The following is a 15,392-nucleotide window of genomic DNA, read 5'->3' as shown; positions in this document are numbered from 1 at the left end:
CCTAGTTGCTATGATCTGGATTCAGAAACGCCTGCGCATGCCGGCCGTGCGCCGCGGCTTTCACCTCATCACCGATGTGCTGGTGGCGGAGCTACCCGAACTGGAGCGCATCAAGGTCGGGACGGTGCACTTCTTTATTCAGCACACCTCGGCCAGTCTGAGCATCAACGAAAACGCCGACCCGACCGTCCGCCACGACTTCGAGCAGTACTTCAACCGGGCCATACCCGAGAATGCGCCCTACTTCCACCACACCCAGGAAGGCCCCGACGACATGCCGGCCCACCTGAAAGCCGCCACGCTGGGCACCTCTGTCACCCTCCCGATTACCAATGGCGAGCTGGCTCTGGGTACCTGGCAGGGCGTGTATCTGGGGGAGCACCGCAACCACGGCGGCCGCCGCTGGATTGTGGCCACGATTATGGGTTCGGAGAGCTAAAAGCCCAAAAGAAATCGGGGGCGTAACAAGCCGGCTTGGGTAGGTTTGCGTATGAAGCAGCAAAAGGCTTCTGTTGCGCTATGGTTTCTGCTGCCCTGCTTTCTTCTGCTAAACTGGTTTCGGCCCTGGCGGTGTCCGTGGCAGTGAGCCTGGGCGCCTGCCACAGCGACGACTCGGCCGCGGCCCGGGCCCAAACGACTCAGCCCGCCCCTACCAAGCGCCGCGCCGTGGCCAAAGCCCCAGTGGCCAAGGCTACCTGCGTCACGACCAACGATACGCTGGCCGGGCAGCCCTTTGGCACCGAGCCCACCGTCGCCGAGCTGCTTAGTGCCGGGGCCAAAGTGGTGTCGCGCAAGCCCTTTGCCAACCTGCACGAGAAAGGTCAGACCGACACGATTCTGACGCTGCAACACCAGGGCAATCAGTTCGAGTTCTACTGCATGCCCGAGCAGCGCCTGTTGCGGAGGGCCGTCATCACCAACTTCCGACCCGCCTACGGGCAGCGCCTGCGCCAGACGCTCGACGTATCGGCGCGGTTGAACGGTGGCTCTTGTATTAAAATGCAGATCCGCGACACGGAGCGGGTGAATAACGTGTCGGCAACTTTCTCGGACGGCAAGCCCGCCGTGGCACGCGTCGAGCCGTATCTGGACTAGGCCTGGAGGCTCCCTACAGCAGCACCCGCACGGTGGCCGAGTAGCGCAACGTGTCGAACATCACCAGCTTCTGCACGCCCTCTACCTTATAGGAGTTCAGCAAGCCATGCTGGTAATTCAAAGTCAGGGTTTTACGCGAGAAGAACAGTGGATTGTCCTGCGTCAGCACGGCCTCGATGGCACCACTCTGGGTATCGTTTTCCTCTACCCGCAACTGGTCTACGATATTCTCAATTCCGGCTTTGCGCCGGTACACCTTCACTAGATTTATCGTGTCGCCTGCCTGTGGACTCTGCGCTTCATAGGCGCCGCGCAGGGCCGGCTTGTTAATATCGGCCTGATAGAAGATCTGCAGCTCCTTGCTCCAGTCCACCTGTTCTACCCGGGTCGTTTCCACGGTTCCATTGCGCAAAGCCACCTGCTTTTCCACAGCCGGGCGGTGCTGAGTCAGCAGCTTGGTCTGGTTGTCGAGCAGGCCTTTCACGTCAAAATACAGCGGCTTGCGCACTGGCTGGCCGGCTTGGGCAGCATCCTGCTCCTGGCCACAGGCAGTGGCCAGGAGCAGGATGGAGGCCGCCCACAACGCTCTACGCATTCGAGGAAGCGCTAGCACCCACCGGTTGCAGCAGCGACACGCCGGTCATATCGGCGGGCTGGGACAGGCCCATTAGTTGCAGTACCGTGGGGGCAATGTCGCCCAGCTTGCCATCGGCCAGGGTGCCCTGGTAGTCGGCGTCGGCCAGAATACAGGGCACCAAGTTGGTGGTGTGGGCCGTGTTGGGCGTGCCGTCGGGGTTAATCATCATGTCGGCGTTGCCGTGGTCGGCAATGACGATACAGGCATAGTTGCTTTCCAGCGCAGCCGTTACTACGTCGCGGGTGCAGGCATCCACGGTTTCCACGGCTTTCACGGCGGCTTCAAACACACCGGTGTGGCCCACCATATCCGGGTTGGCGAAGTTGAGCACGATGAAGTCGGCCGACTTGGCCTGCAGCTCGGGCACTAGGGCGTCGCGCAGCTCGTAGGCACTCATTTCGGGCTGCAGATCGTAGGTAGCTACCTTGGGGGAGGCACGCATCAGGCGGGTTTCCCCGTTGAACTCCACCTCCCGGCCGCCCGAGAAGAAGAAAGTGACGTGCGGGTACTTTTCGGTTTCGGCAATGCGGATCTGCTTTTTGCCGTTGGCTTCCAGCACCGCGCCCAGCGTATTTTCGAGGTTGTCCTTCTCGAAAATCGGGGTGACGCCCACAAACGTGGCGTCGTAGTTGGTCATGGTCAGGTAGTGCAGGTTCAGCCTGTGCATGTTGAAGGCGTGGAAATCCTGCTGGGTCAGGGCCTGCGTGATTTCCCGGCCCCGGTCGGTGCGGAAGTTGAAACAGATAACCACGTCGCCTTCCTGAATGGTGGCCAGCGGCTGCCCGTCGGCGCCCACCTTCACGATGGGCTTCAGGAACTCATCCGTCACGCCGTCCTTGTAGGAGTCCAGCATGCTCTGAATCAGGTTCTGGGACGGGGCGCCCTTGCCGTTCACCATCAGGTCGTAGGCAATTTTCACCCGTTCCCAGCGGTTGTCGCGGTCCATGGCGTAGTAGCGGCCCACCACCGAGGCAATTTTGGCGCCGCTGCGGGCCAGGCTCTGCTCCAGGTCGTTCACGTAGTTCACGCCCCCCTTGGGGTCGGTGTCGCGGCCATCAGTGAAGGCATGAATAAATATCTTGTGCACGTCGGCATCGTGAGCCAGGGTGCACAGGGCTTTCAGGTGCTCGATGTGGGAATGCACCCCGCCATCCGACAGCAGCCCGATGTAGTGCAGGTTACGGCCCGTGGTGCGGGCGTATTCGAAGGCTTTTTCCAGCGCGGGCATGGCGCCCAGCTTCCGCTCCCGAATCGACTTGTTGATGCGCACCAGATCCTGGTACACCACCCGGCCGGCCCCGATGTTCATGTGGCCGACTTCCGAATTGCCCATCTGCCCATCGGGCAGACCAACGGCTTCCCCCGAAGCCTGCAGCTTACTGTGGGGAAAACGTTGAAACAGTGAGTCGACAAACGGAGTATTGGCCTTATCAATGGCTGATACCTCCGTATTCTGTGCCAATCCCCACCCGTCCAATATCACCAGCAATACCTGTTTATTCATAGCTGCAAAGATAGGCGCACTCGCGGGAACGTGCGCATTTTGTTGGTTTAGGTTACCTTGGAGCCGTAGCGGCCGGCTGTGGGGACATTTTATGGACAATGCCTACTTGGCATAGTTTTAGCGAACAGCATGATACATTCCCTACTCTAGTATGAAACGCAACATATTTCAGGTTATTACCGTCGTGTGGTTCTTGTTACTCTCCGTAACGGTACTGGCACAAGGTGAAGCCTTCACTCCGGTTCGCAATGCCATCCGGAGTGGCTCATCCCGGGAGTTGTCGCAGCATTTTGGCTCTACCGTGGAATTGAGCTTCGACGGTGACAAGCAAAGCTATAGCTCAACGCAGGCCGAATTCGTGATGAAGGACTTCTTTGCCAAGAACTCTCCCGCCGGTTTCGACTTTGTCCACTACGGTGGTAGTAACGAAGGAACGCCCTACGCGGTTGGCAAGTACGTGAGCAAAACCGGCGCCTACCGGATGTTCGTCAAAATGAAGTCGGATCGGGGCAATCTGGTCATCGACACCATCGATTTCACCAAGGAATAATTGTCACTGCGGGCTCGGAAGGGCTAAGAATTTGAGAAAAAGCTACTTATTCCACTCCAACAGCCTCTGGTTAGCCGCCAACTGTTTTTGATGATTCTCGGAAAGGCCCCGGCGCAAGTCAGGGCCTTTTTCTATTTTTGCACCGTGCAAAACCCTCCCTACCTCACTCCCGAAGCTCTCACCACATTTATCCGCGCGGCCCTGGCCGAGGATATCGGCGACGGCGACCATTCGTCCCTAGCGGCCATTCCGGCTGAAGCCCGCAACCGGGCCCACCTGCTGGTAAAAGGCGAGGGAATCCTGGCGGGAGTAGCTCTGGCGCACCTCATCTTCCGCGAAGTCGATGCGGACCTGCAGGTGGAGCAGCTTCTCAACGACGGGGACCGGGTAACGCACGGCGACATTGCCTTTATCGTGGAAGGCCGCTCGCGCAGCATCCTGACCGCCGAGCGCCTGGTGCTGAACTGCATGCAGCGCATGAGCGCCATTGCCTCCTACACAGCCCATCTGACCAGCCTGATGGCCGGCACCAAAGCCAAACTGCTCGACACGCGCAAGACCACGCCCAACTTCCGCATCTGCGAAAAATGGGCGGTCCTTATCGGCGGCGGCGTAAACCACCGCTACGGCCTCTTCGACGGTATCATCCTCAAAGACAATCACGTAGACTACGCCGGGGGCATCCGGCCCGCCATTGATGCTACCAAAGCCTATCTGGAGCGCACCGGTCGGCAGCTGCCCATCGTAGTCGAAACCCGCACGCTGGCCGAAGTGCAGCAGGTGCTCGAAGTAGGCGGTATCGAGCGGATTATGCTCGACAACATGGCCCCGGCCCGCCTGCGGGAAGCCGTGGAGCTGATTGCAGGCCGTTTCCCGACGGAAGCCTCCGGTGGCATCAACGACAACACCATTGCCGAAGTGGCCAGCACCGGCGTCGACTACATCTCGGTGGGCGCCCTTACCCACTCGGTCAAGAGCTTGGACCTGAGCCTGAAAGCCTTTTAAATTAATGTGAAGAATGTGGAGAATATGCTAAATGTGGGTTGTTCCGAGAACTGAACCCACGCTTGTCATTTTTCCCATTTCCCACATTCAGAACACATTTTCCTTCTTACGCAGATGCAACAGCCCAATCAACGCGGCGGCTACCGGCAGGCCCAGGGCCCCGCGCCCATGGCCATCCGGACCAAAAAATACCAGCTCGACACCGACACCTACACGCGCATGGCCATGGCGCAGGTCTGGAAGAAAGAGTGGTGGTACGCCCTTATTCCCCTGGCTATCGGCCTGCTGCCGGCCGTTATCTGGCCGTCGTGGTGGTGGGTACTGGGCGCTTTTCTGCTCACGCTGCTGTTCGTACTGCTACGCTCGGCCCAAATTACCGGCGTGGCCCAGATGGAGCAAAGCAAGGCTCTGTTTGAGCGTATGAACTACGAAATCGACAACCGCCAGATCATTCTGCGCCAGAGCGAAACCAAGGGCATGGGCGTGAACTGGGATATGATCGGGCAGGCCCGCCGCGACGCTGACGCCTACCTACTGTGGCTGCAGCCGCCCGCGGAAGCCGACGAATTGAAGGGCTTTAAGGGCTGGATGGCCCGCACCTTCAACGTGCCGATCTTCCTGTATTTCCCCCTGCGTATCTTCAACTCGCCCAACGACATCAAGCTGTTTGACTCGATGCTGCGCCGCAAAAACCTGCTGCCAGCCCAATCTCCGGCTTCGCCTGCGCCTACGAGCCCAACTTCCGCGTAACTTTGCCCGGTCTGAGCCGGTACAGTACTTCGGTACGACGCAGGTAAGGCAACAGGTAGCAGCCCTTATTAGGGCTGGTTGCCTGCCCCAACGCTTAGCATTTCAACCTCTTACGAACATGACTAAAAATCTTCTGCTCTCCGCTCTGGCCGTAGCCAGCCTGGCCCTGAATGCCTGCAGCGGCGAACCTTCGGACCTGCGTCCGGAAGCCAAAGTATCTCTGGACCAGGTAGCACCCGGCTCGCGCACCAGCGACAATTTCGACCAGGGCACGGTGGAAGAAGCCCATCAGGCCAAAGGTGGCGCTATTGCTGAGCCCATCAGCTCCCACACCGATTTCGAGAAGGACCGGCACCCTACCGCTGAGAAGGGCATTTCGGCTAACGGCGAAGAAACCGACCGCACTAAGACGGAAGCTGCTGCCCCCGCCGCTGCCAACACGCAGCACGATGAGAACGAAAAGCCCGCCGAAAAAATGACGGAGGAATAATATCCTCGTCCGTTTTAAAGCGTAGTAGGCCCCAGCGTTCAGTTGCCACCGACACCGTCGGGAGCGGCTGGCACTGGGGCCTACTTGCGCCTGCGCTTGGCCGCACCGCCCGGCGGACAGAGCCGCCGAATGTCGGGTGCTTTTTGTAACATTGTTGCAAAATAGCCCGTCTATTGTTTTTCCGGCTTGTATGTAGCCGTTCCCATTGCCGCTTATTTTCGCCCTGAATGCCACCATCAGAAGCCGAATGGTTTAGTACCTGGTTTGATTCGCCGTATTACCACCTCCTCTACCGGGACCGAAACCATACCGAAGCACGGGCTTTCATCGACGAGCTGCTGACTCACCTGCACCCCAAGCCCTCTACGCGCCTGCTGGACTTGGGCTGCGGCAAAGGCCGGCACGCTATTTACCTGAACGAGAAGGGCTATGACGTAACGGGGGTCGATTTGTCGCCGGAGAGTATTGCCTACGCCCGGCAGTTTGCCCACGAGCACCTGCACTTTTACGTGCACGATATGCGCGACCCGCTGCCCTACGGCCCGTTCGACTTCATCTTCAACCTCTTTACCAGCTTTGGCTACTTCGCCAACGAAACCGAAAACGTAGTGGCCCTGCGCTCAGCGGCAGCGGCCTTGCGGCCCGGGGGCAAGATGGTCATCGACTTTATGAACACCGAACTGACGGTGCGCCAACTGGTGGTGCACGAGCAGAAAACCGTGGACGGCATCACCTTTCACCTGCACCGCCACTTATCCAACGACTTCATCGTGAAGGAAATCCGCTTTACGGACCACGAAGGGCAGCCGCAGCAATACGAGGAGCAGGTGCGGGCCCTGAGCCAGGACCGGTTTGAGGAGTACTTCCAGATGGCCGGGCTGCGGCTGGCGGAGGTGCTGGGCAACTACCAGCTCGACGCCTACGACGAGAAGACCAGCCCCCGCATGATTTTCATTCTGAAAAAATAGGAGTCACTGTACTCATGCGGGTGAGTTAGCTTATGCACCACAATACAATCAAATGTCTCTGCAATTGACAGTTACTTGTATCCATACTTCAGCTATTAGCACATCAGCACATTTCTCACATTAGCACATTACCTATATGTGGTTTGCCGTTTTTCTGCTGTTTGTTACCGTTGTGGGGGCGGGGTGGCTTACCCGCTTCGTGCCCACGGCCCGCACTACCTGGATGAAGCCGCTACTGGCCTTCAGCGGTGCTTACCTGTTCACTCTGACCATCATGCACCTGCTGCCCGAGGCCCTGAGCCTGGACCCGGAGGTGAGCCACCGGATTGGCTACTTTGTGCTGGCGGGCTTTTTTGGACAGCTGCTGCTGGAGGTTTTCTCGCAGGGCGTGGAGCACGGGCACGTGCACTACCACACCTCGCACGCGGGGCGGGTGCCGTTTCTGCTGCTGTTTTCCCTGGTGCTGCACTCGTTTCTGGAAGGCAGCATCCTGGTGAAGTCGCCGGATGCGGCGGGCGTGGGGCAGAGCTTCTACGCCATTCTAGCCGGTATTGCCCTGCACCACATTCCGGCGGCCTTTGCCCTGATGGCAGCGCTGCTGCTGCGGCTAAACAGCTTCCAGCGGGCCTTTCCGTATCTGGTGCTTTTTGCCCTGGCGGGCCCGGCCGGCATCATCGTCAGCAACTACGTGGTGCTGGAAGACTTGCTGCAGGGCGGCTGGTACGCGGCCCTGCTGGGCTTGGTGGCCGGCAACTTCCTGCACGTGTCGACTACTATTTTGTTTGAAACGAGCCCCGAGCACCACCTGAACCTGCCCAAGCTGGCGGCCACGGTGGCGGGCTGCGCTCTGGCCCTGGCCGTCGATTTGGTATAATCAGCAGAACTGCACCTGGCTTCTATAGGTCGGTGTCAATAACCGGGCCCGAGCCACCCAAATACCGCTCAAGCTGGGCGGCGCGGGCCGTTTGCCGGGCCAGAGCCTCCTGCACCAGCACCAGCCGCTGGCGCATGGCCACTATGATGTCAATGGCTTCCTTGCTCAGGCCCAGGTCGTGGTGCAGGCGGGCAAGGCGGGCCAGGTGGTCGGCTTCGCCGTGCACCGCGCCCGGCCTATCGGCTTCATCGAGCAGGCCCAGATCGATGAATTCACGCACATCGGCCTCGCTCAGGCCGTATTGCGTCGAGCATTCGTGCAGGGTGATAGTGATGATGTGCGTTTCCATAGCGGTCAGGCTTCGTTGCGGAGGGTAGCCAGTTGCTGAATCAGGGCTTTTTCTTCGTCAGTCAGGTGTTGAGGCAGCGTGAGGCTGAGACGCAGGTACAGGTCGCCGAACTGGCCGGGCTGCTTGTAGACTGGAAAACCCTTGCCCCGCAGCCGCAGCCGGGTGCCGTTGGGCGTTTCGGGCTTGATCTTGATTTTAACCGGGCCCGAAAAGGTTTCTACTACTTGCTCGCCTCCCAGCAGGGCCTTGTAGACGCTCACGGGCACGTCCATGGTCAGGTCGGGTCCGGTGCGGGTGTAGCGCGCATCGGGCTGTAGCCGGATGGTGATGTAGAGCGAGCCGCTGGGGCCTCCGTTGCGGCCGGGCGCGCCCTGGTCGCGCAGCCGGATGGTCTGGCCGTCCTCTACGCCGGGCTGAATGGTGATGCGCAGCTTTTTGCCGTTTACCGTAAGAGTGCGCGGGCCGCCCTGGTAGGCATCTTCCAGCGTCAGTTCCAGCTCGGCCTGGTAATCCTGGCCCGCCGCGGGGCGGGGGTTGCCGCTGGCCCGCCCGCCGGAGCCGCCAAAGATGGAGCTGAAAAAGTCAGAGAAGTCGGCGCCGCCGAAGGGGTCGTTGCTGCCGCCCCCGCCGAAGCCGCCGCCCGGCTGTGCGTACTGCGACCAATCGAAGCCGCCGGCACTGCCCCGGCCGGCCCCGGCGTGCTGGTAGCGCTGCCAGTCGGCGCCGAGCTGGTCGTACTTGCGGCGCTTTTCCTCGTCGCTGAGCACTTCGTTGGCTTCGTTTACTTCCTTGAACTTGCGCTCTGCGTCCGCATCGTTGGGGTTCACATCGGGGTGGTATTGCCGGGCCAGCTTGCGGTACGCCTTGCGGATTTGGTCGGTGGTAGCGGTTTTATCCACTCCCAGCACCTTGTAATAATCTTTGTAGTCCATCGTATTGAAAAGCTGGGGGTTGTGAACGTCGTCTGACAGTCAGTTCGCTACCCTCAAAGTTACTTTTTGAGCGGGTCGTGGCCCCAGTTCATCAGGGAATAGCGCCAGCGGGAGTGCTCCTTATCGGTTTGGGGCCCCTGGGCCGTGTGCCGGCTGATATAGGAATGGACCTTATGCATGTGGGCTTTGTCGTCGGGGGTCAGCTCCGCTTTCTTTTTGCCCAGGATCTGCACGATGCGCTGGCCCGACTTGTGGCCGATGCTTTCCCCGTCGCCATCGTCCTGCCCCACCGATTTGGATTCTTCCGTTGTCAGCCACTTCTCCAGCTCTCTGGCCGTCATGTTCACCTGCTGCTTGAATTCAGCGTATATATCCGGGTTCTGCTCAGCTTTACTCATGTGAGGAAGGATTAAGAGAATGAAAAAACAGTTATTGTCGAGCTAATACTACGTTTTAACGCCGAACACCTTTCTGGAGTTGTTGCTGACCAGCCGGGAACTTTCGTGCGGGTTTTGTATTTTACTCCACTTGTACAAGCAGCGTATCCTCTCTCACTCTAATTTCTCTCCCATGAAACTCCGTTTCTCATTTCTGCTGACCCTGGGCCTGGCCCTTGCCGGTTTCACCGCCCAGGCTCAAACCAAAGTAGCCCCGCGCCGGGCCGTAGCGCCCAAAGAAAAAGTAGTTGTGCGCGAAGGCGTGACCATGAAAGACGGCGTCGTGATGAAAGAGGGCAAGGTGCTCTTCACCCGCCAGGGCATGACCACCACGCTGGCCGAGCCCACCACGCTGACCAATGGCACCAAAATCAACGCTGACGGCAGCGTAACCATGGCCGACGGCAGCACCGTAATGATGAAGGAAGGCGACATGCTTTCCCTAAGCGGCCGCCTGACGACTACCGCTATGAAGGCTGAGCAGGACAGCCTGATGGCCATGAGCAAAAACGGCAAAGGCAAAATGAAGATGAAGCGCAAGAACTAGCGTCTCGCTTTGTATTCGTAACAAACACAACAAACGCAACAAGGTCCGGGGCTAGCAGCTCCGGACCTTGTTGCGTTTTACCCCGGGCAGCTTAGCGCTGGGTGTAATCCTGGAAGATGGCGTGGACTTCAGCCTCGTCGCGGGCTTCGACCACTTCGTTGATGACAAACTGGATTTCAGCCTCGGTCCAGCTCTGGGCCTCAGCGGCTTTCACGAAGGCACTCAGGGAAGTGAACCGGTCGGCTTCGGCGGGCTGAAGCCACTTTACTTTCTTGCGGATGCGCATAGACGGCAGGTTTAGGGAAAGAGAATAGCGGCCGGGAGTTACCGTTTGGCCGCGGCGCGCACCACCTTCAGCTGCACCGGAGCCACACCGGCATCCACGATGTCGATTTTGCGGGCGGCCTTGCGCGAGAGGTCAATGACGCGGCCCTTGGCGTGCGGGCCCCGGTCCGTAACGGTTACTTTCACCGAGCGTTTGTTGCGCGGGTTGGTCACGCGCACCACCGTGCCGAAAGGCAGGGTATTGTGGGCCGCCGTGAGCTTGTTGGACCGATAGGTGGTGCCGCTGGCCGTTTTGCGGCCCTCAAACTTGTCGGCGTAGTAGGAAGCGCCGCCGCTCTGGGTGAAGGCACTTTTGCTGCCGCCGCAGCTGCCCAGCAGCAACGAAAAGGTCAGCAAACCGGCGGTAATAAGACGGGAAAGAAAAAGGAGCATCAACTCAGGGGTTAATTGGGGCGCGGCGGGCTTGTTTGCCGGCTTCAGGAATGCGCAATGCCAGCAGGTTGTCGAAGTTACCCTGAAACACGTTAAAATCGACGGTACCGCGGATACCGGGCACGTAGGCTTCGTCGCTGTGCTGCCAGATAATCCATTTGTCGCGGGGCAGCACGGGCGTTTCTACCTCGTAGTGCGCCAGCCACAGCGGGTACTCGTCGAAATGCCCGGCCAGGTGGCGCTTGTAGAAGCTGTAGTTGGAGTAGAGAATGGGCCGCACGCCGTAGTGGCGCTCCACCAGCCGCAGCCAAGTGGCCACGCCGCGCCGCATTACGGCTACGTCGTGAAACTCGGGCGCCTCCACATCGAGCACGGGCGGCAGGTCGCCGACGGCCAGCGGCACAGTGCGCGTAAACAGATTGGCCTGCTGGGCCCCGTCGTAGTTGGGCTGGAAGTAGTGGTAGGCCCCGCGGTAGATACCGGCCCGGTGGGCTTCGCGCCAGTTGCGGCGGAAGCGTTGGTCGCGCAGCGTAATGCCCTCACTGGCCTTGATAAAGGCGAAGCGCACCCGGTGCTCGGCCACAGTTTTCCAGTCGATGGTGCCCTGGTAAGCCGATACGTCGATGCCGTGCACCGAGTAGCCCGACAGCAGCGGGGTTTTTTCGCGGCCCGTAAGGCTGCCCAGCGTGAAGCTGGCGTAGTAGCGGCGCGCGTAGCGGTGAATCTGGCGCTGATACCGCAGATACCCGGCCAGCCCCACCAGCATTACCAGCAGCCCCAGCAGGCCAAGGTAGCGGCGCCAGGCAGGAGCCCGGCGGCGGGAAACAGGGCGGGAAGGACGTCGATTCATAAGGGTTGCCATGCCAAAGGTAACGAAGAACGAAGGGCCAATGATACCCGCTGCCGGGCAAAAAGCCGGCCCAGTAGCATCGGCCGCAGGCCCAAGAACGTATATGCACAGGCTTTTTGCCACCTTTGCAGTTCCTTTTTGCCCTAAAGTTATGCCCCAGCCTACCGACGTCCGCGACGAATCCGGTCACCTTATCCGCGAACTGCACGGCATCACGCTGGCCCAGATCCTGGAATATCTGGTGGCCCGCTACGGCTGGCCCGGCCTGGATGCGCGCATCCGCGTCAACTGCTTTGCCGTGGACCCCAGCATCAAGTCGAGCCTGACGTTTCTGCGCCGCACACCCTGGGCCCGCACCAAAGTGGAGGATCTGTACGTGGAGACGCGCACGGCCGAGGTGCTGGCCCAGCGCAAGGGCTAGGCCCTGAAGTGGGGAGGCAAGTATTGTGGTATAGTTCTTGGATGGATTTGTACCGCAGTATGAATGCATCGTCTCTCCCTACTTCTCTCCCCATGAAAAATTTCCTTCGTACCACCGCCGCTTCCGCCCTGTTCGCTGGCCTGATGGCGTTCGGCTCATCGGCCCAGGCCCAGGCCCAGGACGTGAAAACCCAGAGCAAGGGCAAAGGAGCCTTGGTCTACAAATCGGCCTACCAGGAGTGTATTTCCGCCGACCTCACGGGCCTGAAGCAGTGCGTGAACATGACCCAGGCTACCTACGTGGTAACGCCCTCCGGCAACGAAACCTCGGTCTGGAAAGGCACGGTGCCAGTGGAGCTGCGGCCCGCCAACGCGCTGGTCAAAGACGCTACCTGGCAGGAAAATGGCAAAACCTACAGCTCGCACAGCACCACCTCGCCCAGCGGCGAAGTAACCGTAACGCTGCACTATAAAGCTAATGGCAAAGGTAAAAAAGGCTAAGCCTGTTTAGGGTTCCGTTTAAGAAGTCGGCCAGTGGAGGTATCCGCTGGCCGACTTGTTTTTGTAGCTTGGGGCTGAAATGGCTGACATCACCGAAAAATCCGGACCACTGGCGCTGCTTACGGGCGCGGCCCTGTTCGTAGCATTCGAAACAGGCGCGTATTACCTGCTGAGCTGGGTTACCTCGGGCATGGGTATGGCCGACCAGCTACAACCCGAAAACACGATTGTGAGCAACTGGGTGAAGACCGTCGTGTTTCTGCTGCTGCACCTGCTGCTGGTGGTAGTGGCCGTACTGGTGCTCAGCAACCGGCTGCCGCGCCGCTACCGCGGGCAGGTGATGGGCTGGTTCTACCTCTCGCTGCTGCTGGGCTTCGTGCTGCTGATTCCGCTGTTCGGCTAAGCCGGGCGGGCAACAAAAAAGCCACTGCGGGGGCAGTGGCCAGGTGGAACAATGGTGTCGGTCGGCCCCGACGGTATGAATAGTGCAGCAGGAGCAGATTCCTAGCGCTGCTTGATTTCGATTTCGCGCTTCTGAGCGGCGGCATCCTTGTAGGGAATACGCACCTGCAGCTCGTGACCCTTATGTACCGCGTCGATGCGGGCCAGGTCGAGAGTGGCGGGCAGATCCAGGGTGTGGGCAAACAGCGGAGCGGCCAGCTTATCCTCGGGCTGATGACGGAACTCGCAGTACACCGTGAGGCGGCTGTTGTCGAGCACCACGTGGAAGTTCTCGGGACTCACGGCCGGCACGGCCACCCGAATGACAATGCCCTGCTCGCGCGTATCTATGCGCACCGCCGCCTGGGCCGTGCCGCCGCCCAACGTATTGAGCAAGTCGAGCTGGGGGGCAATGTTGCGAATAAACTCTTTGCTGATCAGATTCATGGCTATTTCCTTTCTTAGTTGAGAGCTTAAATACAAACGCTGTACCAACCTGGATTAAGGCATTCCGAGTCCTTTTGCCGGTCATAATGTCTTTACATTCACCTTCGGTCGTTATCATTGCAGTCACATTGGCATAATCAGGCGGTAACTACTCCCTTGCTGACGATACGTCGCTCTAATCAAAGCCCGCGACAACAATCTGTAATTCAGTACTATAATAAAACAAAAGGCCCCGCATTGCGAGGCCTTTTGGACTAGTTTGCTGGAAGCAGCCTTAGCAGTTTAGGCTTCCGAGTTCGAACGTTGCGTGTTGCGGGTACTACGCCCTTGCACGCTGGTCTGAAAAGCCGGGCGCTGGCCTTGCTCAGCCTGTTTACCGTCGGCCTTTTCGGCCGGATTGTCGCCGTTTTGCACCGCTACATCAGAGGCCTGCTGCCCCACCCGTTCCGACATCTGACCCTGGGCCGAGTTGTTTTGGCCACCCATAATCTGGATCTGGTGGCGCATGGTTTTCTGCTCGTCTTTCGGGACGGTGATGTGCAGAATACCATCTTCGAAGCGGGCCTGGATCTGCTCCGGATTTACGGTGTCGGGTAGCTGGAAGGAACGGTGGAAGGAGCCGAACGAGCTTTCGACCATGTGGTAGCGCCGCTGGTTCTGCTCATTCCGGAAGTGCCGCTCCCCGGAGATGCTCAGGCGCCCCTGCTGGAAGTCGACTTTGATGTCTTCGGTCTTCATGCCGGGCAAAGCGGCCTCAATTTCGTACCCTCGCTCGGTTTCGTAGGCGTCTATCTGTGGGGAAAAGCTGGACAGACGGCCGCGCGAAGCCAGTGAGTCGTTGAAGAACCGGTCTAACATGGTGCTGAAGGAGCCGGGCATCATGTCAGAAAAGGAATCCTGAAATTTCTGGATAGCCATGATAGTGGTTAGTTAAAATGGTGAAACAGAAAAAACGCGCTTTCTACGTCTTTGTCATGGAGCAGGGTTACACAGAAGATCAACTTTTTTTGGCTGAATTTTTACCCGTAACTAACAGGCTGTGAGTTGATGGCATCCTGCTTTACGCCCACTTAGCCCACCTTCCGCCGCCCCTGCCATGGCCCCCAAAACCCTTTTCTTCGACCTGACCCAGCTGGCGAGCCGCGCCCCGCAGGGCCTGCACAAAGGTGACACGCAGCGCGCAACCAGGCACCTGCGGCAGGAGTTGGCGGAGCTGCAGAACCGCCTCTACGCCGAAAACCGCCGGAGCGTACTGGTCATTCTGCAGGGCATGGACGCCAGCGGCAAAGACGGCCTGATTCGAAAGGTGTTCAGCGGCATCAACCCCCAGGGTGTGCGGGTGTACTCCTTCAAGGAACCTACCGCCGAGGAGCTGACCCATGACTTCCTGTGGCGGGTGCATCAGCAGGTGCCCCGCCACGGCATGATACAGGTGTTCAACCGCTCCCACTACGAGGATGTACTCATCACGCGGGTAAACAAGCTGATACCGGCGGAAGTGGCGCGGCAGCGCTTCGCGGCCATCAACGCTTTCGAGAAGCTATTGCAGCAGGCGGGCACCACGGTGCTCAAGTTCTACCTGCACGTCTCGGAGGAAGAGCAGCGCGAGCGGCTGCAGGAACGCCTCCACGACCCGGCCAAGCAGTGGAAATACGAGGCCGGCGACGCGGGCAAAGCCAAGAAATGGCCGCTCTACCGGCGCGCATACGAAGATGTGTTCCGGCACTGCAACCCCGCCAGCTGCCCCTGGCACCTGGTGCCCGCCGACCAGAACTGGTACAAAGCCTACGTAGTGGCCAAAGTGCTCCGCGACACGCTGCACGCCCTGAACCCGCAGTACCCGGCCAACAAGATGGCCCGGCCCCGGGAATGTTGAGC

The 15,392-nt window shown here is 59.4% G+C and carries 23 protein-coding genes; 13 read left to right on the top strand and 10 right to left on the bottom strand.

Annotated features, from left to right (window positions below; genetic code table 11):
• Nucleotides 1-10 precede the first annotated feature (10 nt).
• Nucleotides 11-439: a secondary thiamine-phosphate synthase enzyme YjbQ gene (locus tag LGH70_RS13540; RefSeq protein ID WP_226186513.1), complete on the top strand. Its 429-nt coding sequence runs from the start codon at nucleotides 11-13 to the stop codon at nucleotides 437-439.
• Between the two features lie 80 nt (nucleotides 440-519).
• A complete protein-coding gene (locus tag LGH70_RS13535; RefSeq protein WP_226186511.1) occupies nucleotides 520-1,095 on the top strand; it encodes a hypothetical protein in 576 nt (191 codons plus the stop codon).
• Between the two features lie 13 nt (nucleotides 1,096-1,108).
• On the opposite strand, the gene LGH70_RS13530 is transcribed toward LGH70_RS13535, so the two are convergent.
• Together LGH70_RS13530 and gpmI are read right to left on the bottom strand one after the other, a co-directional pair.
• On the bottom strand, nucleotides 1,109-1,690 hold the full coding sequence (locus LGH70_RS13530) for a hypothetical protein (RefSeq protein WP_226186509.1): 582 nt from the start codon (nucleotides 1,688-1,690) through the stop codon (nucleotides 1,109-1,111).
• On the bottom strand, nucleotides 1,683-3,236 hold the full coding sequence (gene gpmI / locus LGH70_RS13525) for a 2,3-bisphosphoglycerate-independent phosphoglycerate mutase (protein ID WP_226186507.1): 1,554 nt from the start codon (nucleotides 3,234-3,236) through the stop codon (nucleotides 1,683-1,685). The genes LGH70_RS13530 and gpmI overlap by 8 nt, the downstream gene beginning before the upstream one ends.
• A gap of 151 nt (nucleotides 3,237-3,387) precedes the next feature.
• Between gpmI and LGH70_RS13520 the strand changes: the two genes are divergently transcribed.
• From LGH70_RS13520 to LGH70_RS13495, 6 genes are all read left to right on the top strand, one after another.
• Nucleotides 3,388-3,786 carry a DUF4783 domain-containing protein gene (locus LGH70_RS13520; protein WP_226186504.1) on the top strand — a complete coding sequence of 133 codons (399 nt, stop codon included), beginning with the start codon at nucleotides 3,388-3,390 and terminating at the stop codon, nucleotides 3,784-3,786.
• A gap of 144 nt (nucleotides 3,787-3,930) precedes the next feature.
• On the top strand, nucleotides 3,931-4,791 hold the full coding sequence (gene nadC, locus LGH70_RS13515) for a carboxylating nicotinate-nucleotide diphosphorylase (protein WP_226186503.1): 861 nt from the start codon (nucleotides 3,931-3,933) through the stop codon (nucleotides 4,789-4,791).
• Nucleotides 4,792-4,905: 114 nt separating this feature from the next.
• Nucleotides 4,906-5,541 carry a hypothetical protein gene (locus tag LGH70_RS13510; RefSeq protein WP_226186502.1) on the top strand — a complete coding sequence of 212 codons (636 nt, stop codon included), beginning with the start codon at nucleotides 4,906-4,908 and terminating at the stop codon, nucleotides 5,539-5,541.
• Nucleotides 5,542-5,659: 118 nt separating this feature from the next.
• Nucleotides 5,660-6,031, top strand: coding sequence for a hypothetical protein (locus LGH70_RS13505; protein ID WP_226186501.1), 372 nt, complete (start codon nucleotides 5,660-5,662; stop codon nucleotides 6,029-6,031).
• A gap of 227 nt (nucleotides 6,032-6,258) precedes the next feature.
• Nucleotides 6,259-6,999 carry an SAM-dependent methyltransferase gene (locus LGH70_RS13500; RefSeq protein ID WP_226186498.1) on the top strand — a complete coding sequence of 247 codons (741 nt, stop codon included), beginning with the start codon at nucleotides 6,259-6,261 and terminating at the stop codon, nucleotides 6,997-6,999.
• Nucleotides 7,000-7,135: 136 nt separating this feature from the next.
• On the top strand, nucleotides 7,136-7,873 hold the full coding sequence (locus tag LGH70_RS13495; RefSeq protein WP_226186496.1) for a ZIP family metal transporter: 738 nt from the start codon (nucleotides 7,136-7,138) through the stop codon (nucleotides 7,871-7,873).
• Between the two features lie 22 nt (nucleotides 7,874-7,895).
• Here LGH70_RS13495 and LGH70_RS13490 read toward each other — a convergent pair whose 3' ends face one another.
• Genes LGH70_RS13490 through LGH70_RS13480 form a run of 3 tightly spaced genes read right to left on the bottom strand, consistent with a single transcriptional unit; the run spans nucleotide 7,896 to nucleotide 9,552 of the window.
• The gene (locus tag LGH70_RS13490; protein WP_226186494.1) at nucleotides 7,896-8,222 is read right to left on the bottom strand and encodes a chaperone modulator CbpM; all 327 of its coding nucleotides are present in this window, start codon (nucleotides 8,220-8,222) and stop codon (nucleotides 7,896-7,898) included.
• A 5-nt stretch (nucleotides 8,223-8,227) separates the two neighbouring features.
• Nucleotides 8,228-9,154 carry a DnaJ C-terminal domain-containing protein gene (locus LGH70_RS13485; RefSeq protein ID WP_226186492.1) on the bottom strand — a complete coding sequence of 309 codons (927 nt, stop codon included), beginning with the start codon at nucleotides 9,152-9,154 and terminating at the stop codon, nucleotides 8,228-8,230.
• A gap of 59 nt (nucleotides 9,155-9,213) precedes the next feature.
• Nucleotides 9,214-9,552 carry a DUF3140 domain-containing protein gene (locus LGH70_RS13480; protein WP_226186488.1) on the bottom strand — a complete coding sequence of 113 codons (339 nt, stop codon included), beginning with the start codon at nucleotides 9,550-9,552 and terminating at the stop codon, nucleotides 9,214-9,216.
• A gap of 172 nt (nucleotides 9,553-9,724) precedes the next feature.
• Between LGH70_RS13480 and LGH70_RS13475 the strand changes: the two genes are divergently transcribed.
• On the top strand, nucleotides 9,725-10,138 hold the full coding sequence (locus LGH70_RS13475) for a DUF6799 domain-containing protein (RefSeq protein ID WP_226186487.1): 414 nt from the start codon (nucleotides 9,725-9,727) through the stop codon (nucleotides 10,136-10,138).
• 91 nt (nucleotides 10,139-10,229) lie between these two features.
• Here LGH70_RS13475 and LGH70_RS13470 read toward each other — a convergent pair whose 3' ends face one another.
• Genes LGH70_RS13470 through LGH70_RS13460 form a run of 3 tightly spaced genes read right to left on the bottom strand, consistent with a single transcriptional unit; the run spans nucleotide 10,230 to nucleotide 11,705 of the window.
• Nucleotides 10,230-10,424, bottom strand: a complete 195-nt coding sequence (locus LGH70_RS13470) for a hypothetical protein (RefSeq protein WP_226186486.1) — start codon at nucleotides 10,422-10,424, stop codon at nucleotides 10,230-10,232.
• Nucleotides 10,425-10,462: 38 nt separating this feature from the next.
• Entirely contained in the window at nucleotides 10,463-10,855 is a 393-nt protein-coding gene (locus tag LGH70_RS13465) for a septal ring lytic transglycosylase RlpA family protein (RefSeq protein ID WP_226186485.1), read from the bottom strand.
• A gap of 4 nt (nucleotides 10,856-10,859) precedes the next feature.
• Nucleotides 10,860-11,705 (bottom strand): glycoside hydrolase family 25 protein, encoded by an 846-nt coding sequence (locus LGH70_RS13460; RefSeq protein ID WP_226186484.1) that lies wholly within the window; start codon nucleotides 11,703-11,705, stop codon nucleotides 10,860-10,862.
• A gap of 151 nt (nucleotides 11,706-11,856) precedes the next feature.
• Between LGH70_RS13460 and LGH70_RS13455 the strand changes: the two genes are divergently transcribed.
• From LGH70_RS13455 to LGH70_RS13445, 3 genes are all read left to right on the top strand, one after another.
• Nucleotides 11,857-12,126, top strand: a complete 270-nt coding sequence (locus LGH70_RS13455; RefSeq protein ID WP_226186482.1) for a VF530 family protein — start codon at nucleotides 11,857-11,859, stop codon at nucleotides 12,124-12,126.
• Nucleotides 12,127-12,218: 92 nt separating this feature from the next.
• A complete protein-coding gene (locus LGH70_RS13450) occupies nucleotides 12,219-12,626 on the top strand; it encodes a hypothetical protein (protein WP_226186479.1) in 408 nt (135 codons plus the stop codon).
• Nucleotides 12,627-12,705: 79 nt separating this feature from the next.
• Nucleotides 12,706-13,029, top strand: coding sequence for a hypothetical protein (locus LGH70_RS13445; protein WP_226186476.1), 324 nt, complete (start codon nucleotides 12,706-12,708; stop codon nucleotides 13,027-13,029).
• A 101-nt stretch (nucleotides 13,030-13,130) separates the two neighbouring features.
• On the opposite strand, the gene LGH70_RS13440 is transcribed toward LGH70_RS13445, so the two are convergent.
• Nucleotides 13,131-13,514 (bottom strand): Hsp20/alpha crystallin family protein, encoded by a 384-nt coding sequence (locus LGH70_RS13440; protein WP_226186473.1) that lies wholly within the window; start codon nucleotides 13,512-13,514, stop codon nucleotides 13,131-13,133.
• Nucleotides 13,515-13,796: 282 nt separating this feature from the next.
• On the bottom strand, nucleotides 13,797-14,432 hold the full coding sequence (locus tag LGH70_RS13435) for an Hsp20/alpha crystallin family protein (RefSeq protein WP_226186470.1): 636 nt from the start codon (nucleotides 14,430-14,432) through the stop codon (nucleotides 13,797-13,799).
• Between the two features lie 178 nt (nucleotides 14,433-14,610).
• Between LGH70_RS13435 and LGH70_RS13430 the strand changes: the two genes are divergently transcribed.
• Nucleotides 14,611-15,390 carry a PPK2 family polyphosphate kinase gene (locus LGH70_RS13430; RefSeq protein WP_226186467.1) on the top strand — a complete coding sequence of 260 codons (780 nt, stop codon included), beginning with the start codon at nucleotides 14,611-14,613 and terminating at the stop codon, nucleotides 15,388-15,390.
• Nucleotides 15,391-15,392 lie beyond the last annotated feature (2 nt).

This window comes from Hymenobacter nitidus, assembly GCF_020447315.1.
Lineage (GTDB): Bacteria > Bacteroidota > Bacteroidia > Cytophagales > Hymenobacteraceae > Hymenobacter > Hymenobacter nitidus.
Note: the sequence above shows the minus strand (reverse complement) of the source record. Positions and strands in the feature narration are given on the sequence as shown.